Source organism: Ensifer sp. 2TAB8, assembly GCF_052115125.1.
GTDB lineage: Bacteria > Pseudomonadota > Alphaproteobacteria > Rhizobiales > Rhizobiaceae > Ensifer.
Genome location: NZ_JBFRGB010000026.1, coordinates 50,936 through 68,849, shown reverse-complemented (window position 1 = coordinate 68,849; position 17,914 = coordinate 50,936). Strand labels below are relative to the sequence as shown.

Genomic DNA, 17,914 nt, shown 5'->3' with positions numbered 1-17,914 from the left:
AGTGCAAGCCGCGAAACATGAGCCCTCAGACGCCCGTGGCCGGAATGCCGGTGCGCTGGACGGCGCGGGGTGCTGTCACTTCCTTCCAGGTCGAAAGGGCGGAGCTGACTGCCGGGAAGGGATCGCGGCGGACGAATTCGCCGTGGCCTTCGCGGGTCTTGATCGTGCTTTCCTCGATCGCGACGACGCCGCGGCTCAACGTGTAGCGCGGCAGGCCCTTCACCTCCTTGCCTTCGAAGACGTTGTAGTCGATCGCCGACTGCTGGCTCTTGGCGGAGATCGTCTTCGTGCGCTTCGGATCCCAGACGACGAGGTCGGCATCGGCGCCGACGAGGATCGCGCCCTTCTTCGGGTAGATGTTGAGGATCTTGGCGATGTTGGTCGAGGTCACCGCCACGAACTCGTTCATGGTGATGCGGCCGGTGTTGACGCCGTGGGTCCACAACATCGGCATGCGGTCTTCGAGGCCGCCTGTGCCGTTCGGGATCTTGGTGAAATCACCGACGCCGAAGCGCTTCTGCTCGGAGGTGAAGGCGCAATGGTCGGTCGCCACCACCTGCAGCGAGCCGGAGGCGAGGCCGGCCCAGAGACTGTCCTGATGCAGCTTGTTGCGGAAGGGCGGCGACATCACGCGGCGGGCCGCATGGTCCCAGTCCTTGTTGAAATATTCGGTTTCGTCGAGCGTCAGGTGCTGGATCAGCGGCTCGCCGAAGACGCGCATGCCCTTGGAGCGGGCGCGGCGGATCGCTTCATGTGCCTGTTCGCAGGAGGTGTGCACGATGTAGACCGGGCAGCCCGCCATGTCGGCGATCATGATCGCGCGGTTGGTCGCTTCGCCTTCGACCTCGGCCGGACGCGAATAGGCATGTGCTTCCGGCCCGTTGTTGCCTTCGGCAAGCAGCTTCGCCTGCAACTGGGCGACGACGTCGCCGTTTTCCGCATGCACCAGCGGCAGCGCGCCAAGGGCGGCGCAACGCTGGAAGGACGAGAACATCTCGTCGTCATCGACCATCAGCGCGCCCTTATAGGCCATGAAGTGCTTGAAGGTGTTGATGCCCTTGTCCTTGACGATGGTCTCCATCTCGTTGAAGACCTGCTCGCTCCACCAGGTGATCGCCATGTGGAAGGAGTAGTCGCAATTGGCGCGGGTCGACTTGTTGTCCCACATGGTCAGCGCTTCGAGCAGCGACTGGTTGGGGGAGGGAAGCGCGAAATCGACCACCATCGTCGTGCCGCCGGCAAGGGCCGCGCGCGTGCCGCTTTCGAAATCGTCGGAGGAATAGGTGCCCATGAAGGGCATTTCGAGATGCGTATGCGGGTCGATGCCGCCGGGCATGATGTAACAGCCGCTCGCATCCAGCGTTTCGCTGGCCGACAGGTTCGGGCCGATCTCGACGATCTTTCCGCCCTCGATCTTGACGTCCGCCTTGTAAGTCAGGTCGGCCGTGACGATGGTTCCACCCTTGATGACAGTGCTCATGATTGTTCCTCGCGATTGCGCTTCCGGCGGCCAGACGGTCGCCACGAAAAAGGGCGGAACTTTCGTCCCGCCCGCAAACTCATTCGACGATTTCGGCCGTTTCGACGACGGCGTGGAAGAGGACGTCGGCGCCAGCGCTGGCCCACTCCCTGGAGATGTCCTCCGCCTCGTTGTGGCTGAGACCACCAACGCAGGGGCACATGATCATTGTCGTCGGCGCCACCTTGGCGGCCCAGCAGGCATCATGGCCGGCGCCGGAAATAATGTTCATGTGGCTATAGCCGAGATGCTCGGCGGCATTGCGCACGGAGTTCACCAGCTTCGGGTCGAAGGTCACCGGCTCGAAGTGGCCGATCGCCTCGATGGAACAGCCGACGCCGAGCGCCTCGGTGATCTTCGGTGCCTCGGCCTCGATCTTCGCCCGCATGCGGTCGAGCTTGGCCTTGTCGGGCGAGCGGATGTCGACGGTGAAGACCACCTTGCCCGGCAGCACGTTGCGGGAATTGGGCGAGAAGAACACCTGGCCGACGCCGCCGACGGCGCCTGGTTGGTTTTCCATCGCCACGCCCTGGACCATTTCCAGGATGCGGGCCATGGCAAGCCCGGCATTGACGCGCATGTTCATCGGGGTCGAACCCGTATGGGCTTCGCGGCCGGTCAGCGTGAACTCCAGCCACCATAGGCCCTGACAGTGCGTAACGACGCCGATGTCCTTGCCCTCGGCTTCGAGGATCGGGCCCTGCTCAATGTGATATTCGAAATAGGCGTGCATCTTGCGGGAGCCGACCTCTTCGTCGCCAACCCAGCCGATGCGCTTCAACTCGTCGCCGAAGGTCTTGCCTTCCGGGTCCTTGCGGCCATAGGCGAAATCCTGGGTGTGCACGCCGGCAAAGACGCCCGACGCGAGCATGGCCGGCGCGAACCGCGCGCCTTCCTCATTGGTCCAATTGGTCACGACAATGGGGTGCTTGGTCTTGATGCCGAGGTCGTTCATCGAACGCACGACCTCAAGGCCGGAGAGCACGCCGAGCACGCCGTCATATTTGCCGCCGGTCGGCTGGGTATCGAGGTGCGAACCGATATAGACGGGCAGCGCATCCGGATCGGTGCCGGGCCGGGTGAAGAACATATTGCCCATGGTGTCGACGCCCATGGTAAGCCCGGCCTCATCGCACCAGGACTTGAACAGCCGGCGCCCTTCGGCATCCTCGTCGGTCAGGGTCTGGCGGTTGTTGCCACCCGCGACACCAGGGCCGATCTTGGCCATCTCCATAAGTGAATCCCACAGGCGGTCGGCATTGACGCGCATGTTCTCGCCAGGTGCAGCCACGGCGGTCTCCTCATCTTTTCAGGGCTTTGCCTTGATCGGCGCGCCCTTATGTTCCCGTGGTCAAATCCAGGCTTGGTTTTTTCTGGTACCCTTCGATCAGCCGTTGCCTTTGGCGGTGAACTGGCTGATAATTTGACCGGTTGGTAAACATTACAACTTCCGTTGCGGCACTCAAGCCGGAAAAACAAAAAAACGAAGTTGTTGCCCAAGAAGATGGCGAGGCCAGAAATTGGGCAGACCGGTTCCTGCGCGACGAGCGCGCGGGCATCGCCAAGGGGGACAGATGGTACTACCGAGAGCGGCCAGGACCCAGAGGCGGACACGCATCCAGGAGGAAAAGGAAGAGCGCATCCTGGAAGCCGCGCTCGAAGTCTTTTCCGCCAATGGTTTTCGCGGCGCGACCGTCGACCAGATCGCCGAAGTGGCGGGCATGTCGAAGCCCAATCTGCTCTATTACTTCCGCACCAAGGAAGCGATGCACCGGGCGCTGATCGACCGGGTGCTCGATACCTGGCTCGATCCCTTGCGTGAATTCAACGCCGAGGGAAATCCTGTTGCGGAGATCCGCAGCTATATCCGGCGCAAGCTGGAAATGGCCCGCGACTACCCGCGCGAAAGCCGGCTTTTCGCCAACGAAGTGCTGCAGGGCGCGCCGCATATCGAAGACGAACTCAAGGGACCCTTGAAGTCGCTGGTCGACGAGAAGGCCGAGGTGATCCGCAGCTGGGCCAAGGCCGGCAAGATTGCTAAATGCGACCCCTATCACCTGATCTTCGCGATCTGGTCGACCACCCAGCATTATGCCGACTTCGATGTGCAGGTGCGCGCCGTGCTCGGCCAGGGCAATGCCGGGGACGGGCGCTTCGAGGATGCGGCACGCTTCCTCGAACGGCTCTTCGTCGACGGGCTGCAGGTGAGCGAGCAGCCGGCGGCCTGAGTCGCTCTTCTGATTTTCAATCCGGCAACAGCGCCATCAACAGCAGTCCGCAGGCAGTCGTGAGCGCGCCAGCAAGCACCGGCAGGCTGGTCCAACCATGGCCGAGCAAGCCTTCCAGCAGGATGATGAAGGTCGGCGTCAGGTAGCCGTAGCCGAGCACTTTCGATGCCGGCAGGCGCATCGAGGCGTATTGCAACAGCAGGAAGGTGATCGCCGTGGTGACCACGGCGAGATAGAGGACGGCGATCCAGACGATTGCCGGCAGGGCTGCAAAATTGGTGGTGACGAGGCCGACGCCGCCGGGCACCAGCAGCCAGGGAACGGTGAAGACCGCAACCCAGAAGCCGAAGGCGAACGGGCTTTCGTCGCGTCCGAACTTGCGGATCAGCGGTACATAGATGGCGTGGCAGATGACGCCGACGAAAAAGATCAGCTCGCCCTGACCGACATCGAAGGCAAGGATCGCCTGGATATTTGCGCGGAAGATCACCCAGACGGCGCCGAGTGCGGCGATGATGAGACCCGCAAGGACGCCCGGGCGTGTGCGCTGGCCGAGCAGCAGGTAGGCGAAGCCGGCGCTCAGCAGCGGCATCAGCGTGAAAACGGCGCCGGTCGAGACCGGATTGGTGAACTCCAGCGCCTTGAACATCGTCAGCATGTAGACGGCGATCAGACCGCCGAGGATGAGGAAACGCCACCATTGCTTGGGGAAGTGGAAGGGCACCCGCGCATAGCCGAAGGTCATCAGACCGAGGACGACTACGGTCAGCAGGTAGCGCCAAAGCGTCAAAGGCCCTGCGCCCATGTGCTGGGTTGCAAGCCCGCCGAAGGAGAAGGAGCCGGCGATCAGGACGGCAAAGCTCATCATCGCCAGATGCGCCCTGAGCTTTTCGATGCCTTTCGCGTGAACCTGATGGGCCGTTTTCGGGGATACGTCCTGCTTCATTCACGATTCCGGGAAGTATGAGGGAGAAGGGAACGACAACTAAGCGCTTGACGGCGTTGGTTGCAAGGCCTCGGAGATGCGTGCGGCATCCTCGACGATCCAGGTTTCAAGCGTCGCCTGCCGGCCGCGCAGGCTGATGTCCAGCCGCTCGTGCCCCTCGATCACCAGGCCAGCCCGGTTGACGAGTTCGGTAGAAACGGCGAGCTGCACGTCGTGTTCCTTGGCGAGGCCTTCCAGGCGGCTTGCGGTATTGATCGTATCGCCGACCGCCGTCAGCGACGTCGCCTGACCATAGCCGATCTCGCCGATGATGGCGGGACCGGCGTGCAGCCCCATGGCGATGCGCAACGGCTCGTCAAGCTCGCCGCGGAAGGTCTGGTTGAGCGTCTCGATGCCCTTGGATATCCGCACGGAGGCTGCCAGCGACTGCCGGCAGGCCTCGCTATAGGAGCTCTTGAGCCCGAAGATCGCGAGTGCGCCATCGCCGATGAACTTGTCGATGACGCCGCCGGAATCCTCGACCGCTTCGCCGACCATCTCGAAGTAGCGGTTGAGCAGGAACACGGTGTCGAAGGGCAGCTTGTGTTCGGCAATGCTGGTGAAGCCGCGCAGATCGCAGAAGAGCACGGCGATCCGCCGTTCGCGGCCTTCGCCGCCCTCGCGTCCGAGCTGCTTCTTGATGCCGAGACTGTCGCTGTCGAGGATCGGCACGACCGTGACGTTGTGGACCGGACGGAACTGGCAGGCTAGGCGGACATTGTCGGGCGCCCCGATACGGGTAAGCGTCGCAAGCTCCGCGTCCTCGGGGGCGGGCTGGTCCTCCAGTCCCTGGATGACGCGCACGCGACAGGTCGAGCAACGTCCACGGCCGCCGCAGACCGAGACATGCGGGATACCGGCCGCACGGCTTGCTTCCAGCACGCTGAAGCCGAGATTGACGGTCGCGACGCGGCCGTCGGGATAGCGGACGCGAATGCGACCGCCCTTCGGCATGGCTCGCAACAGGAAGGTGCCGGCGATCAGGCCGCCGAAACCAAAATAGAGACCGAGACGGATATCCTCGAGGAGCGTCAGATCGACCGCCGGCTTCCGATAGGCCGTGTCGCCGTAGCCGCCATGTTCGGCGTAGCCGTCCTCCATCGAGCGGGCGCCGTTGACAAAGCCGAGCAGTGCGAAAATCGGTACGAGGATCGCAACCGTGTAAAGCAGGATCTCGTAGCGGGGGAACCAGGGGCGGCCGCGCATCCAGAACCAGGCGCCGAGGCAGCCGTGACCCCAGACGAGCAAGAGGGCAAGCGATTGCCTGGTCGCATTGAAAGAATTCGACCAGAGTATTCGCAGCATGTCCGGGTAATTGGTATCGATGCCTGTGAACAGCGGTTCGACGCGGGCAGCGGTGACGTGGCCGATCAGCAGGAAAGGCAGGCTGAGACCGAAGATGATCTTCAGAGCTTCGCGCGCGGGCATTCTGAGCGTCTGCCGACGATAGATGCTTTCGAGCGCCATGGTGAAATGCAGGAGCAGGGCGCCATAGAGCAGCACCGTGCCGGGGACGCTGTGCCAGATCAGATTGAAGCCCTTGCGGGCGGTCTCCATCGCGTCGATGGAGATGAGGCCGAGCGAATGGTTGAAGAAATGGGCCACCACGAACGAACCGAGGATGGCCCCGGAGACGAGGTGTATTCGCTTGCGTCGGTTGGCCGAAATGATCGTCAAGCAACAAGTCCGGCTCTGCCGGAGCTTCGTCCGGCCGCAGTGTCAAAACCGTCGGAAGATGCGTCGCTGATCGTTGATCGAACGTCACGCACCCCCGTGTGAGTTCTCCCTTATCATCCAGATCGCGCGGGCCGACAACTTACCATTTTTACACAATCTGTTTCGTTTTCGTGTCCTGTTCGTTATCGGCCGGGAAGGTTATTCAGCGGGATTCGGCCACCAGCTTCGGCCTTCTTGCCCGCCGATCCAACGCAAGGCCGTGTCATTCCATCATCGGTGGCAGGCGTGCGGCAAGTGTGTCGATGAGCAGACGCAGCTTTGACGGCATGTACTGGGTTTTCGGCCAGACGACATAGGTGCCGTAGGAGAGCGCCGGCGTATCGACGAGAATCCGAACCAACGAGCCAGAGGCGATGCAGTTGCGGACGAGCCAGCAGGGCAGCCAGGCGATGCCGAAGCCGTCGGCTGCGGCATCCGCGATCGACGTCAGGTCGTCGAGCCGCAGCCGCGACGGAGGCGTGACGGTTCGCACCTGTGCCCCCTTTCCCGGGAAGGACCACGCATGCGGCTGACCGCGGCGCCGATAGAGGATCGCCCTATGGAACATCAGGTCATCGATCGTTTCCGGCGTGCCGTTCGCTTCGAGATAGGCCGGGGAGGCGCAGACGGTCATGCGCTGATCGACGATCTTTCGCGTCATCAGCTCCGGATCGCTGCGCAGCGGACCGGTGCGGATGGCAAGGTCAAAGCCGTCCTCGACGAGATCGACGTTGCGGTCACTGAAATTGAGGTCGAACTCCAGGCGCGGGTGTGTGCGTAGCAGTTCCGACAGCAGCGGCATGATGCACTGGCGACCGAAATGCACCGGCATCGACAGGCGCAGGCGGCCCTGGATCTCCTGCTTGCCGGATTCCAGCAGGGCCTCGCCGGCCCGGATTTCGCCGAGCGCCCGCAGGCAGTTTTCGTAGAAGAGCTGGCCCTCGTCGGTCAGGCTCTGGGTGCGGGTGGTGCGATGGAAAAGGCGAACGCCCAGCCGCTGTTCGAGCTTTGCAACGGTCTTGCCGACCGCAGAGCGCGACAGGTTGAGCCTTTCGGCGGCGGCGGAAAAGCCGCCGGCATCGGCCGCTTCCACGAACACAGAGACACCGTTGAGGTAGCTCATATTTGTATCCTTCAGAGAACCAATATGGCGAAATCATATCGCAACTGGAGAGATAATTTCAACGCTATGGTTTCTTCATCAGATCAAACCGATGAAAGGAATGACCATGGCAAGACTGATGAAGGAATGGACCATCGACAGGTTCGGTGCCTCCAACCTGAAGCTCACCGAGCGGCGCGTTCCCGAGGCCGGCCCGGGGGAGGTGCTCGTTCGCACGACCGCCCTGTCGCTGAATTTCCGCGACAAGCTGGTCCTGGAAAACGGCATGGGTATGCCGCTCTCTTTTCCCTTTGTGCCGGGATCCGACATGGCCGGTGTGGTCGAAGCGGTCGGTCGCGGCGTGACCCGTTTCCAACCGGGCGATCGGGTGATTTCCGTCTTCGATCCCACCTGGATCGACGGCCAGAAGCCTGGAACGGCCCGTCACCCCACCTCATTCGCGCTCGGCGGTCTCAATCCGGGTGTCGCTTCGCAATATGTCGCCTTCCCGGAGGGCTGGTTCGTGAAGGCGCCTGAAAGCCTCGACGACGGCGAGGCGAGCACCTTGCCCTGTGCCGGGGTGACGGCCTGGTTCGCGCTGGTCGAGAGGGGAGACCCGAAGGCCGGCGACCGTGTCGTGGTGCAGGGCACCGGCGGCGTTTCGCTGTTCGGGCTGCAGATCGCCAAGGCACACGGCGCCGAAGTCATCGTGACCTCAAGCAACCAGGACAAGCTTGACCGTGCACGGGCGCTCGGCGCCGATCACGGCATCAACCGCGTGTCGGAAGATTGGGCGGAGCGTGTCCTCGAGATCACCGGTGATCACGGCGCCGACCACATCCTGGAACTCGCCGGTGGCGCCAATCTCGGAAAGTCGCTGCAGGCGGTGGCTGTGCAAGGGAGGATTTCGGTCATCGGGGTATTCGAGGGCGCCGAGATCTCTGCGCCGGTGACGCCGGTTCTTCTGAAATCGCCTGTCATCCAGGGCATCGGCGTCGCCCATCGCAGGGCGCTGGAAGATTTTGTCGGCGCCATCGACAGGACGGGGATCAAGCCGGTGATCGACGCGCGCTACCGATTCTCCGAATTGCCGGAAGCGCTCGCGCATCTCGACCGCGGTCCGTTCGGCAAGGTGGTCGTCGAGGTCTGAGTTGAACGACGAAGCCGCCGGCTGGAGGTCCGGCGGCTTCGTTCGATGCGGTGCGGGCAAACCCGCTCGGGTATCGTTATTCCGCGGCCTGGCGGGCCATCGGGTTGTTCGGGTGCGTCGTCCAGTTGGCATAGTTCGGATCAACCGGCTTGCCAGTACGCTGGTCGATCGTGCCGACCGGCAGCTCTTCCATGGTGATGCAGTTTTCGACGGGACAGACGTTGACGCAGAGGTTGCAGCCAACGCATTCGTCTTCCATCACCTCGAAGTGGCGTACGCCGTTGACGAACTGCGTGATCGCCTGGTGCGAGGTGTCCTCGCAGGCGATGTGGCAGCGACCGCACTTGATGCAGGCATCCTGGTCGATCTTCGCCTTGGCGATGTAGTTGAGGTTCAGATACTGCCAGTCGGTGACGTTCGGGACCGCGCGTCCGGTGATGTCGTCGAGGTTGCGGTGGCCCTTGGCGTCCATCCAGTCGGAAAGGCCCGAGATCATTTCCTGGACGATCTTGAAGCCATAGGTCATGGCCGCGGTGCAGACCTGGACGTTGCCGGCGCCGAGCGCCAGGAATTCGGCCGCGTCGCGCCAGGTGGTGATGCCGCCGATGCCGGAGATCGGCAGGCCGTAGGTTTCCGGATCGCGGGCGATCTCGGCGACCATGTTGAGCGCGATCGGCTTGACCGCCGGGCCGCAATAGCCGCCGTGGGTGCCCTTGCCGCCGACCGTCGGGTTCGGCGCGAAGTTGTCGAGATCGACGGAAACGATCGAGTTGATCGTGTTGATCAGCGAGACGGCGTCGGTGCCGCCGGCCTTGGCGGCGCGGGCGGGCTTGCGGATGTCGGTGATATTCGGCGTCAGCTTGGTGATGACGGGCATGCGCGTGTACTGCTTGCACCAGCGCACGACCATCTCGATGTATTCCGGTACCTGGCCGACCGCAGCACCCATGCCACGCTCGGACATGCCGTGCGGACAGCCGAAGTTGAGTTCGATGCCGTCGGCGCCGGTTTCCTCGACCAGCGGCAGGATCGCCTTCCACGCCTCTTCCTCGCAGGGCACCATGATCGACGCGATCAGGGCACGATCCGGCCAGTTCATCTTCACCTGCTTCATTTCGCGCAGGTTCACATAGAGGTCGCGGTCGGTGATGAGCTCGATATTGTTGAGCCCGAGCAGGCGCCGATCGGCACCCCAGATCGCGCCATAGCGCGGTCCGTTGACGTTGACGACCGGCGGTCCTTCCTCACCGAGCGTCTTCCAGACGACGCCGCCCCAGCCCGCCTTGAAGGCGCGCTCGACGTTGTAGGCCTTGTCCGTCGGCGGGGCGGATGCCAGCCAGAACGGGTTCGGGGATTTGATGCCGACGAAGTTATTGCGAAGATCAGCCATTGGTTCCTCCTCCCGATCCTTTAGGCAACTGCGCTCGCGTGCGGTGCTGCCGCAGCGAAGGCCCGGTTGATCGATTCAGCCGCATCGCGACCCATGGCGACAGCCGAGACCGTGAGGTCTTCGCCGCCGAGCACGCAGTCGCCGCCGGCCCAGACGTTGTCGATCGAGGTTCGCCCTTCGGCATCGGCGACGATACGGCCGCCTTCGAGTTTCAGGGCGCCGAGGCCACTTCCGAGGAAGCTCTGGCCGATTGCCTTGAAGATCTGGTCAGCGGCAATGATACCCGTTTCGCCCGTCGCCGTCAGCTTTCCGTCTTCGAGCGTCGTGTATTCCAGCTCGATGCCGGCGACCTTGCCATCCTTCTCGGCAATGCGCTTCGGCTGCAGCCAGTGGCGGATGGTGACGCCCTTGGACGCTGCCAGATCCTGCTCGAACTCGGAGGCGTTCATGTTCTCCTTGCCGCGGCGGTAGCAGATCGTCACCTCTTCGGCGCCGAGGAGCTTCGCCTGTACGGCCGCGTCGATGGCGGTCATGCCGCCGCCGAGAACGACGACGCGGCGACCGACCGGGATGTCGGCCTTGGTCTTGGACTGGCGGAGTGCAGCGATGAAGTCGACGGCGTCGTCAACGCCTTCGGCATTTTCACCTTCGAGGCGCAGTGCGTTGACGCCGGCAAGGCCGAGGCCGAGGAAGACGGCGTCATATTGTTCAGAGAGTTCGGAGAGGCTGAAATCGCTGCCGAGTGCCTGGCCGTTGCGCACCTCGATGCCGCCGATCGACAGCACGTAGTCGACTTCCTTCTGCGCAAAGTCATCGACCGACTTGTAGGCGGCGATGCCATATTCGTTGAGGCCGCCCGACTTCGGACGGGCGTCGTAGATCACGACGTCGTGGCCCTTGACGGCCAGCCGATGGGCCGCAGCGAGTCCCGCCGGGCCGGCGCCGACGACGGCGACCTTGCGGCCGGAGGAAGCGGCGCGGGTGTAGAACTGCTTGTTCTCCTTCATCGCCACGTCGGTCGCATAGCGCTGCAGGCGGCCGATTTCGACCGGGCGCTCCTCGGCGGTGTTGCGAACGCAGGCCTGTTCGCAGAGCGTTTCGGTGGGACAGACGCGGGCGCACATGCCGCCGAGAATGTTCTGATCGAAGATCGTCTTGGCCGATCCGATCGGGTTGCCCGTCGATATCTGCCGAATGAACAGCGGGATATCGATGGAGGTGGGACAGGCCGTCATGCACGGCGCGTCATGACAGAAATAACAGCGGTCGGAAGCGACGAGGGCCTCGTGCTTGTCGAGCGGCGGATGCAGGTCGGAAAAATTGCTCTCGTACTCCCCGAGCGGCAGGCGGCCGCCGAGGATCCCAGATTGTGTCGTTCCCATTTTTGGCTCCCAATGTTTTCTCAGGATGATGGAACGGTAACACGCTTTATTTTTTTATCAAACGGTAAAAGTTTGAGGTGGAATTGACCGGAAAGCCTTGCGATCCGGGGCTTTGCGCCAGACATGCCAAGCCCTTGTTCTTGGTCGCTGTTTGACAGGGTGGGGCAAATAGTGGCAGCAAATCAGAGCGGGGTGAGGAAAAGTGTGCGCGGTTTTCCGCCCGCACCCCGCTCTGCTTATGAGGATCGATCACGATACTTTTGGATCGACAGGATCCAAAAGTATCGTGATCGGGGGAACGGAGAACCGCGATGGCGCGCAGGGGCGAGGCGAACAACAGGCTTGACGATGCTGCCCGGGCTGGCTGGCTATACTATGTCGCCGGCCGCACCCAGGATGAGATCGCGACCGTCATGGGAATCTCGCGCCAGTCGGCGCAGCGGCTGGTTTCGCTCGCCATGTCCGAGCGGCTGATCAAGGTCCGGCTCGACCATCCGATTGCCGCATGCCTGGAGGCGGCCGCCGGTCTTCGCGACAGATACGGACTGAAACATGTAGAGGTGGTGCCGAGCGATCCCGGTTCGACTTCGACGACCGTCGGCATCGCCGAGGCAGGAGCGGCAGAGATCGAGCGCTGGCTGAAGTCGCCGGAGCCGCAGGTGCTGGCGATCGGCACAGGCCGCACATTGAAGGCAGCCGTCGACCAGTTGCCGCCGATGGAATGTCCGCAGCACCGCATCGTGTCACTCACCGGCAATATCGGCCTCGACGGCTCGGCCGCCTATTACAACGTCATCTTCAGCATGGCCGATGCGGTCAAGGCCCGGCATTTCCCGATGCCGTTGCCGGTGCTTGCCGCTTCGGCTGAGGAGCGGGAGGTGCTGCACAGCCAGAGCCTGGTGCAGGTGGCGCTGAAGCTCGGGGCCGAAGCCAATGTCGCCTTCGTCGGCGTCGGCGAACTCGGGCCCGATGCGCCACTCTGCCAGGACGGGTTTCTGGCGCAGGAGGAGATGGCCGACCTCACTCGGGCCGGGGCGGCGGGCGAGATCTGCGGCTGGATGTTCGATCATGACGGCGCGCTGCTATCCGGCAGCTTCAACGAACGCGTCGCGTCGGTGCCGCTTCCCTCGCGGGACAAGGCGTCGGTGATTGGTCTTGCCAAGGGCCGGCGCAAATATGAAGCCCTGAGGGCGGCCGTGAAGGGCGGAATCATCAACGGCCTCATCACCGATGAGGCGACGGCGAGCTATCTGCTCAACGCATGATCGCAATACGAAACGATTGAAATGGCCGGCCGACGCGCCGGCCCTTCGCGTTTGCGCAACGAAAAAATCGGCAATCAAAACAGTCTTCTAATGTTCCTGTGTGCAGCGCAGCAACGATTGCACATTGACATTTTGTCACGGGAAGTGAGTAATTGCCCATGAGCGAGGCAAATGCTCATTTCTTCTGGGAGGAAGTCGATGAACTTGAGAACTTTCCTGCTGGGCACGTGCTCGGCAGTCGCACTGACGGGTCTGGCCCAAGCAGAAACCCTGACGATTGCGACCGTGAACAACGGCGACATGATCCGGATGCAGAAGCTGACGGAAGATTTCACGTCCAAGAATCCGGACATTCAGCTCGAGTGGGTAACGCTTGAGGAAAACGTGCTGCGCCAGCGCGTGACGACCGATATCGCCACCAAGGGCGGCCAGTACGACATCATGACGATCGGCACCTATGAAGTGCCGATCTGGGCGAAGCAGGGCTGGCTGCTGCCGCTCGACAATCTTGGCGCCGACTACGATGTCGACGACCTGCTGCCGGCGATCCGCTCGGGCCTCACTATCGACGGCAAGCTCTATGCAGCACCCTTCTACGGCGAAAGCTCGATGGTGATGTACCGCAAGGACCTGTTCGAGAAGGCGGGGCTGACGATGCCCGACGCACCGACCTGGGACTTCATTGCCGACGCGGCGCGCAAGATCACCGACAAGAACGCCGAAATCTACGGCATCTGCCTGCGCGGCAAGGCCGGCTGGGGCGAGAACATGGCCTTCCTGACGGCGACCGCGAACGCCTTTGGCGCCCGCTGGTTCGACGAGAACTGGAAGCCGCAGTTCGACCAGCCGGAGTGGAAGAACGCGCTCGACTTCTACGTCAAGCTGATGAACGACGCCGGACCGCCCGGCGCCTCCTCCAACGGCTTCAACGAGAACCTGTCGCTGTTCCAGACCGGCAAGTGCGGCATGTGGATCGATGCGACCGTGGCTGCGTCCTTTGTCACCAACCCGAAGGAATCGACGGTTGCTGACAAGGTCGGTTTTGCGCTTGCTCCCGACACCGGGCTTGGCAAGCGCGGCAACTGGCTCTGGGCCTGGAACCTCGCGATCCCCGCGGGTTCGCAGAAGGTGGCCGCGGCCGAGAAGTTCATCTCCTGGGCAACCGGCAAGGACTATCTGAAGCTCGTCGCCGACAAGGAAGGCTGGGCCAACGTACCTCCGGGCACGCGCACCTCGCTCTACGCCAACCCCGAGTACCAGAAGGCGGCGCCGTTCGCGAAGATGACGCTCGACTCGATCAACGCGGCCGACCCGAAGAACCCGGCGGTGAAGCCGGTTCCCTATGTCGGTGTGCAGTTCGTGGCGATCCCGGAATTCCAGGGTCTCGGCACGGCGGTGGGCCAGCAGTTCTCGGCAGCGCTTGCAGGCCAGATGAGCGTCGACCAGGCACTTGCCAGCGCCCAGCAGCTCACCGAGCGTGAGATGACCAAGGCCGGCTACATCAAGTGAGGCTCCCAAGGGCCCGGGGTGCTGGCCGCAAATGGCCGGCGCCCCGGTAATTCTCCTTCGGGCGGCTCTCCTGGAGGAATTTCCGCGGCGCGCGCGGCGAGCCCACGCGCGCCCGGTCCGAGCTCTCGAACAAGCGTTGAATTCCATCATTTGGGGGACGCCATGGCGACCTTGCACACACGCTCCGCCGCGCGGCTGATGATCGCGCCTTCGGTGCTTCTGCTTCTGGCCTGGATGATCGTTCCCCTGGCCATGACGATCTACTTCTCGTTCCTGCGCTACAATCTTCTGATGCCGGGCATGGAAGAGTTTGCCGGCTTCACGAACTACAAATACTTCCTGACCGATCCCGCTTTCTTCCAGGCGATCTTCAATACTCTGGCGATCGTGCTCGGCGTGTTATTCATCACCGTCGTCGGCGGCATCGCGTTGGCGCTGCTTCTCGACCAGCCGATGTTCGGGCAGGGGATCGTGCGCATCCTGGTAATCGCGCCCTTCCTCATCATGCCGACAGTGGCGGCACTCGTCTGGAAGAACATGTTCATGAACCCGGTCAACGGGCTCTTTGCCTGGATCGCCAAGCTCTTCGGGCTGCAGCCCTTCGACTTCCTCGCTAATGCGCCGTTGATGTCGGTGATCCTGATCGTCGCCTGGCAATGGTTGCCCTTTGCGACGCTGATCCTTCTGACGGCGCTGCAGTCGCTCGACGAAGAGCAGAAGGAAGCAGCGCAGATGGACGGCGCCGGCGCCTGGAGCCGCTTCATCTACCTGGTGCTGCCGCATCTTTCCCGCGCGATCACGGTCGTCATTCTCATCCAGACGATCTTCCTGCTCTCGGTCTTCGCCGAAATCCTGGTCACCACCAATGGCGGCCCGGGCACGCAGAGCACCAACCTGACCTTCCTCGTCTATGCGCAGGCCCTGCTGCAGTTCGACGTGGGCGGTGCTTCGGCTGGCGGCATTATCGCGGTCATCCTCGCCAACATCGTCGCATTCTTCCTGATGCGCATGATCGGCAAGACGCTGGAGGCTTGAGAACCATGGCACGCAACGTCTCCACCCAAAGAAAGATCGTCGTCACCGTCGTCGCCTGGACGATCGGCATCCTGATCTTCTTCCCGATCCTCTGGACGTTCCTGACGAGCTTCAAGACCGAGGCAGAAGCGATCGCTTCGCCGCCGTCGCTGTTCTTCTTCGACTGGACGACGGAGAACTATCACGAGGTGCAAAGCCGCTCGAATTACTTCCTGCACTTCATGAACTCGGTCGTCATCTCCTTCGGCTCGACGCTGATCGGTCTCATCATCGCCATTCCGTCCGCCTGGGCGATGGCGTTCTCGCCGACCAAGCGCACCAAGGACGTCTTGATGTGGATGCTCTCCACCAAGATGATGCCGTCGGTCGGCGTGCTGGTGCCGATGTACCTGATGTTCCGCAACACCGGCCTGCTCGACACCCGCACAGGCCTCGTGATCGTGCTGACGCTGATCAACCTGCCGATCATCATCTGGATGCTCTACACCTACTTCAAGGAGATCCCCGGCGAGATCCTGGAGGCTGCGCGCATGGACGGCGCCTCGCTCTCCAAGGAGATCATCTATGTGCTGACGCCGATGGCGATCCCCGGCATCGCCTCGACGCTGCTCTTGAACATCATCCTCGCCTGGAACGAAGCGTTCTGGACGCTGAACCTCAGCGCCGCCAAGGCAGCGCCGCTCACGGCCTTCATCGCCTCCTATTCGAGCCCCGAAGGCCTGTTCTACGCCAAGCTCTCGGCAGCCTCGACCATGGCGATCGCCCCCATCCTCATACTTGGCTGGTTCTCGCAGAAGCAGCTCGTACGCGGCCTCACCTTCGGCGCGGTCAAATAAGGGATACGACAATGGGAAGCATTACACTCAGCAAGGTTTCGAAGGTCTTCGGCGCCCATGCCGTCATCCCCTCGATCGACCTCGACATCAACAATGGCGAGTTCGTCGTCTTCGTCGGCCCGTCAGGTTGCGGGAAGTCGACGCTGCTCCGGCTGATCGCCGGCCTCGAAGACGTCAGTGACGGTGACATCGTCATCGACGGCAAGAATGCCACCGAACTGCCGCCGGCCCAGCGCGGCCTGTCGATGGTGTTCCAGTCCTACGCGCTCTATCCGCATATGAGCGTGCGCTCGAACATCGCCTTTCCCTTGAAGATGGCGGGCGAGGACAAGGCCGTCATCGACAAGAAGGTGTCGGACGCGGCCCGCGTTTTGAACCTCACCGACTATCTCGACCGCAAGCCGCGGCAGCTTTCCGGCGGCCAGCGCCAGCGCGTTGCGATCGGCCGGGCGATCGTGCGTCAGCCGAAGGCGTTCCTCTTCGACGAGCCGCTGTCGAACCTCGATGCGGCACTGCGTGTCAACATGCGGCTGGAAATCAGCCAGCTGCACCAGGACCTGAAGACGACGATGATCTACGTCACCCACGACCAGGTGGAAGCCATGACTATGGCCGACAAGATCGTGGTGCTGAACCGTGGCCGTATCGAGCAGGTGGGCTCGCCGCTCGACCTGTACCACAAGCCGGACAACCTATTCGTCGCCGGCTTCATCGGTTCGCCGCGCATGAACTTCGTCAGCGGTGCGGCGGCTTCCGCCTATCAGACTCATACGATGGGGATCCGACCAGAGCATCTGGCACTCTCCAAGGACAGCGGCGCGTGGCAGGGCACGGTCGGCGTCGCCGAACATCTCGGCTCCGATACGTTCCTTCATGTCAATGTCGATGGCGGCATCGGCACGGTGACGGCGCGCGTCAGCGGTGATTTCGCCGTGACGCACGGCGATCGCGTGTTCCTGACGCCCGATCCGCAGCGCGTGCATAGGTTTGACGACAAGGGGCTGGCGGTCCGATGAAACGGCTTGAAGGAAAGAGCGCGCTGATCACAGGGTCAGCGCGGGGGATCGGTCGTGCTTTCGCGGAAGCCTATATCGGCGAAGGCGCCACGGTCGCGATCGCCGATATCAACATCGCGCGTGCGCGGCAGACGGCCTCCGAGATCGGTGCCGGCGCCTATGCGGTCGAGATGGACGTCACCAACCAGGCATCGATCGACGCGGCAATCGCTTTGGTTGTGAAGGAAACGGGCTGCCTCGACATCCTCGTCAACAACGCCGCGCTCTTCGATCTTGCACCGATCGTCGAGATCACCCGCGACAGCTACGACCGGCTGTTTTCGATCAACGTTGCCGGCACGCTGTTCACGCTGCAGGCGGCCGCAAAGCAGATGATCGCGCAAGGGCGGGGCGGCAAGATCATCAACATGGCGAGCCAGGCGGGACGTCGCGGCGAAGCGTTGGTCGCCATCTATTGCGCCACCAAGGCGGCGGTCATCAGCCTCACCCAGTCTGCCGGGCTCAATCTCATCAAGCACGGCATCAACGTCAACGCGATCGCGCCCGGCGTCGTCGATGGCGAGCACTGGGACGGCGTCGATGCGCTTTTTGCCAAATATGAGAACCGCCCGCGCGGCGAAAAGAAGAAGCTCGTCGGCGCAGAGGTGCCCTTCGGTCGCATGGGAACGGCTGCGGACCTGACGGGAATGGCGATCTTCCTCGCTTCGGCCGAGAGCGACTACGTCGTCTCGCAGACCTACAACGTCGACGGCGGCAACTGGATGAGCTGAGCCCGCGCCAG

Annotated in this window: 15 protein-coding genes; 8 read left to right on the top strand and 7 right to left on the bottom strand. The window is 62.8% G+C overall.

Annotation, left to right across the window (positions count from 1 at the left end; all coding sequences use genetic code 11):
* Window positions 1-25 precede the first annotated feature (25 nt).
* Window positions 26-1,480: a dihydropyrimidinase gene (hydA, locus tag AB4Z53_RS29185; protein WP_441598970.1), complete on the bottom strand. Its 1,455-nt coding sequence runs from the start codon at window positions 1,478-1,480 to the stop codon at window positions 26-28.
* Window positions 1,481-1,559: 79 nt separating this feature from the next.
* A complete protein-coding gene (locus AB4Z53_RS29180; RefSeq protein ID WP_441598969.1) occupies window positions 1,560-2,810 on the bottom strand; it encodes a Zn-dependent hydrolase in 1,251 nt (416 codons plus the stop codon).
* A 283-nt stretch (window positions 2,811-3,093) separates the two neighbouring features.
* On the opposite strand from AB4Z53_RS29180, the gene AB4Z53_RS29175 reads away from it, so the two are divergent.
* Window positions 3,094-3,747 (top strand): TetR family transcriptional regulator C-terminal domain-containing protein, encoded by a 654-nt coding sequence (locus tag AB4Z53_RS29175; RefSeq protein WP_113535638.1) that lies wholly within the window; start codon window positions 3,094-3,096, stop codon window positions 3,745-3,747.
* Between the two features lie 16 nt (window positions 3,748-3,763).
* On the opposite strand, the gene AB4Z53_RS29170 is transcribed toward AB4Z53_RS29175, so the two are convergent.
* From AB4Z53_RS29170 to AB4Z53_RS29160, 3 genes are all read right to left on the bottom strand, one after another.
* Window positions 3,764-4,693: a DMT family transporter gene (locus AB4Z53_RS29170; RefSeq protein ID WP_441598968.1), complete on the bottom strand. Its 930-nt coding sequence runs from the start codon at window positions 4,691-4,693 to the stop codon at window positions 3,764-3,766.
* A 39-nt stretch (window positions 4,694-4,732) separates the two neighbouring features.
* Window positions 4,733-6,409 (bottom strand): adenylate/guanylate cyclase domain-containing protein, encoded by a 1,677-nt coding sequence (locus AB4Z53_RS29165; protein ID WP_441598967.1) that lies wholly within the window; start codon window positions 6,407-6,409, stop codon window positions 4,733-4,735.
* Window positions 6,410-6,671: 262 nt separating this feature from the next.
* Window positions 6,672-7,571 (bottom strand): LysR family transcriptional regulator, encoded by a 900-nt coding sequence (locus AB4Z53_RS29160; RefSeq protein ID WP_441598966.1) that lies wholly within the window; start codon window positions 7,569-7,571, stop codon window positions 6,672-6,674.
* Between the two features lie 106 nt (window positions 7,572-7,677).
* Here AB4Z53_RS29160 and AB4Z53_RS29155 point away from each other — a divergent pair, with 106 nt between their 5' ends.
* A complete protein-coding gene (locus tag AB4Z53_RS29155) occupies window positions 7,678-8,700 on the top strand; it encodes a zinc-dependent alcohol dehydrogenase family protein (protein WP_441598965.1) in 1,023 nt (340 codons plus the stop codon).
* 76 nt (window positions 8,701-8,776) lie between these two features.
* Here the strand turns inward: AB4Z53_RS29155 and preA are convergent, their stop codons facing one another.
* Together preA and AB4Z53_RS29145 are read right to left on the bottom strand one after the other, a co-directional pair.
* Window positions 8,777-10,090: an NAD-dependent dihydropyrimidine dehydrogenase subunit PreA gene (preA, locus tag AB4Z53_RS29150; RefSeq protein WP_104668042.1), complete on the bottom strand. Its 1,314-nt coding sequence runs from the start codon at window positions 10,088-10,090 to the stop codon at window positions 8,777-8,779.
* Between the two features lie 20 nt (window positions 10,091-10,110).
* The gene (locus tag AB4Z53_RS29145) at window positions 10,111-11,472 is read right to left on the bottom strand and encodes an NAD(P)-dependent oxidoreductase (RefSeq protein ID WP_441598964.1); all 1,362 of its coding nucleotides are present in this window, start codon (window positions 11,470-11,472) and stop codon (window positions 10,111-10,113) included.
* 311 nt (window positions 11,473-11,783) lie between these two features.
* Here AB4Z53_RS29145 and AB4Z53_RS29140 point away from each other — a divergent pair, with 311 nt between their 5' ends.
* From AB4Z53_RS29140 to AB4Z53_RS29115, 6 genes are all read left to right on the top strand, one after another.
* A complete protein-coding gene (locus tag AB4Z53_RS29140) occupies window positions 11,784-12,737 on the top strand; it encodes a sugar-binding transcriptional regulator (protein WP_113535634.1) in 954 nt (317 codons plus the stop codon).
* Between the two features lie 198 nt (window positions 12,738-12,935).
* Entirely contained in the window at window positions 12,936-14,246 is a 1,311-nt protein-coding gene (locus AB4Z53_RS29135; RefSeq protein WP_441598963.1) for an ABC transporter substrate-binding protein, read from the top strand.
* Window positions 14,247-14,408: 162 nt separating this feature from the next.
* Window positions 14,409-15,281 (top strand): carbohydrate ABC transporter permease, encoded by an 873-nt coding sequence (locus AB4Z53_RS29130; protein ID WP_104668038.1) that lies wholly within the window; start codon window positions 14,409-14,411, stop codon window positions 15,279-15,281.
* A 5-nt stretch (window positions 15,282-15,286) separates the two neighbouring features.
* On the top strand, window positions 15,287-16,117 hold the full coding sequence (locus AB4Z53_RS29125) for a carbohydrate ABC transporter permease (RefSeq protein ID WP_223725263.1): 831 nt from the start codon (window positions 15,287-15,289) through the stop codon (window positions 16,115-16,117).
* A gap of 11 nt (window positions 16,118-16,128) precedes the next feature.
* Window positions 16,129-17,133: an ABC transporter ATP-binding protein gene (locus tag AB4Z53_RS29120; protein WP_113535631.1), complete on the top strand. Its 1,005-nt coding sequence runs from the start codon at window positions 16,129-16,131 to the stop codon at window positions 17,131-17,133.
* Window positions 17,130-17,903 carry an L-iditol 2-dehydrogenase gene (locus tag AB4Z53_RS29115; protein ID WP_113535630.1) on the top strand — a complete coding sequence of 258 codons (774 nt, stop codon included), beginning with the start codon at window positions 17,130-17,132 and terminating at the stop codon, window positions 17,901-17,903. Before AB4Z53_RS29120 ends, AB4Z53_RS29115 begins: the two co-directional genes overlap by 4 nt.
* The last annotated feature ends 11 nt before the right edge of the window (window positions 17,904-17,914 follow it).

What these genes read in the sequence shown, in the direction of transcription:
- hydA (WP_441598970.1), bottom strand. Translation starts at nt 1,480, where the DNA reads ATGAGCACTGTCATCAAGGGTGGAACCATCGTCACGGCCGACCTGACT.
- AB4Z53_RS29175 (WP_113535638.1), top strand. Translation starts at nt 3,094, where the DNA reads ATGGTACTACCGAGAGCGGCCAGGACCCAGAGGCGGACACGCATCCAG.
- AB4Z53_RS29170 (WP_441598968.1), bottom strand. Translation starts at nt 4,693, where the DNA reads ATGAAGCAGGACGTATCCCCGAAAACGGCCCATCAGGTTCACGCGAAA.
- AB4Z53_RS29160 (WP_441598966.1), bottom strand. Translation starts at nt 7,571, where the DNA reads ATGAGCTACCTCAACGGTGTCTCTGTGTTCGTGGAAGCGGCCGATGCC.
- AB4Z53_RS29155 (WP_441598965.1), top strand. Translation starts at nt 7,678, where the DNA reads ATGGCAAGACTGATGAAGGAATGGACCATCGACAGGTTCGGTGCCTCC.
- preA (WP_104668042.1), bottom strand. Translation starts at nt 10,090, where the DNA reads ATGGCTGATCTTCGCAATAACTTCGTCGGCATCAAATCCCCGAACCCG.
- AB4Z53_RS29145 (WP_441598964.1), bottom strand. Translation starts at nt 11,472, where the DNA reads ATGGGAACGACACAATCTGGGATCCTCGGCGGCCGCCTGCCGCTCGGG.
- AB4Z53_RS29140 (WP_113535634.1), top strand. Translation starts at nt 11,784, where the DNA reads ATGGCGCGCAGGGGCGAGGCGAACAACAGGCTTGACGATGCTGCCCGG.
- AB4Z53_RS29135 (WP_441598963.1), top strand. Translation starts at nt 12,936, where the DNA reads ATGAACTTGAGAACTTTCCTGCTGGGCACGTGCTCGGCAGTCGCACTG.
- AB4Z53_RS29130 (WP_104668038.1), top strand. Translation starts at nt 14,409, where the DNA reads ATGGCGACCTTGCACACACGCTCCGCCGCGCGGCTGATGATCGCGCCT.
- AB4Z53_RS29125 (WP_223725263.1), top strand. Translation starts at nt 15,287, where the DNA reads ATGGCACGCAACGTCTCCACCCAAAGAAAGATCGTCGTCACCGTCGTC.
- AB4Z53_RS29120 (WP_113535631.1), top strand. Translation starts at nt 16,129, where the DNA reads ATGGGAAGCATTACACTCAGCAAGGTTTCGAAGGTCTTCGGCGCCCAT.
- AB4Z53_RS29115 (WP_113535630.1), top strand. Translation starts at nt 17,130, where the DNA reads ATGAAACGGCTTGAAGGAAAGAGCGCGCTGATCACAGGGTCAGCGCGG.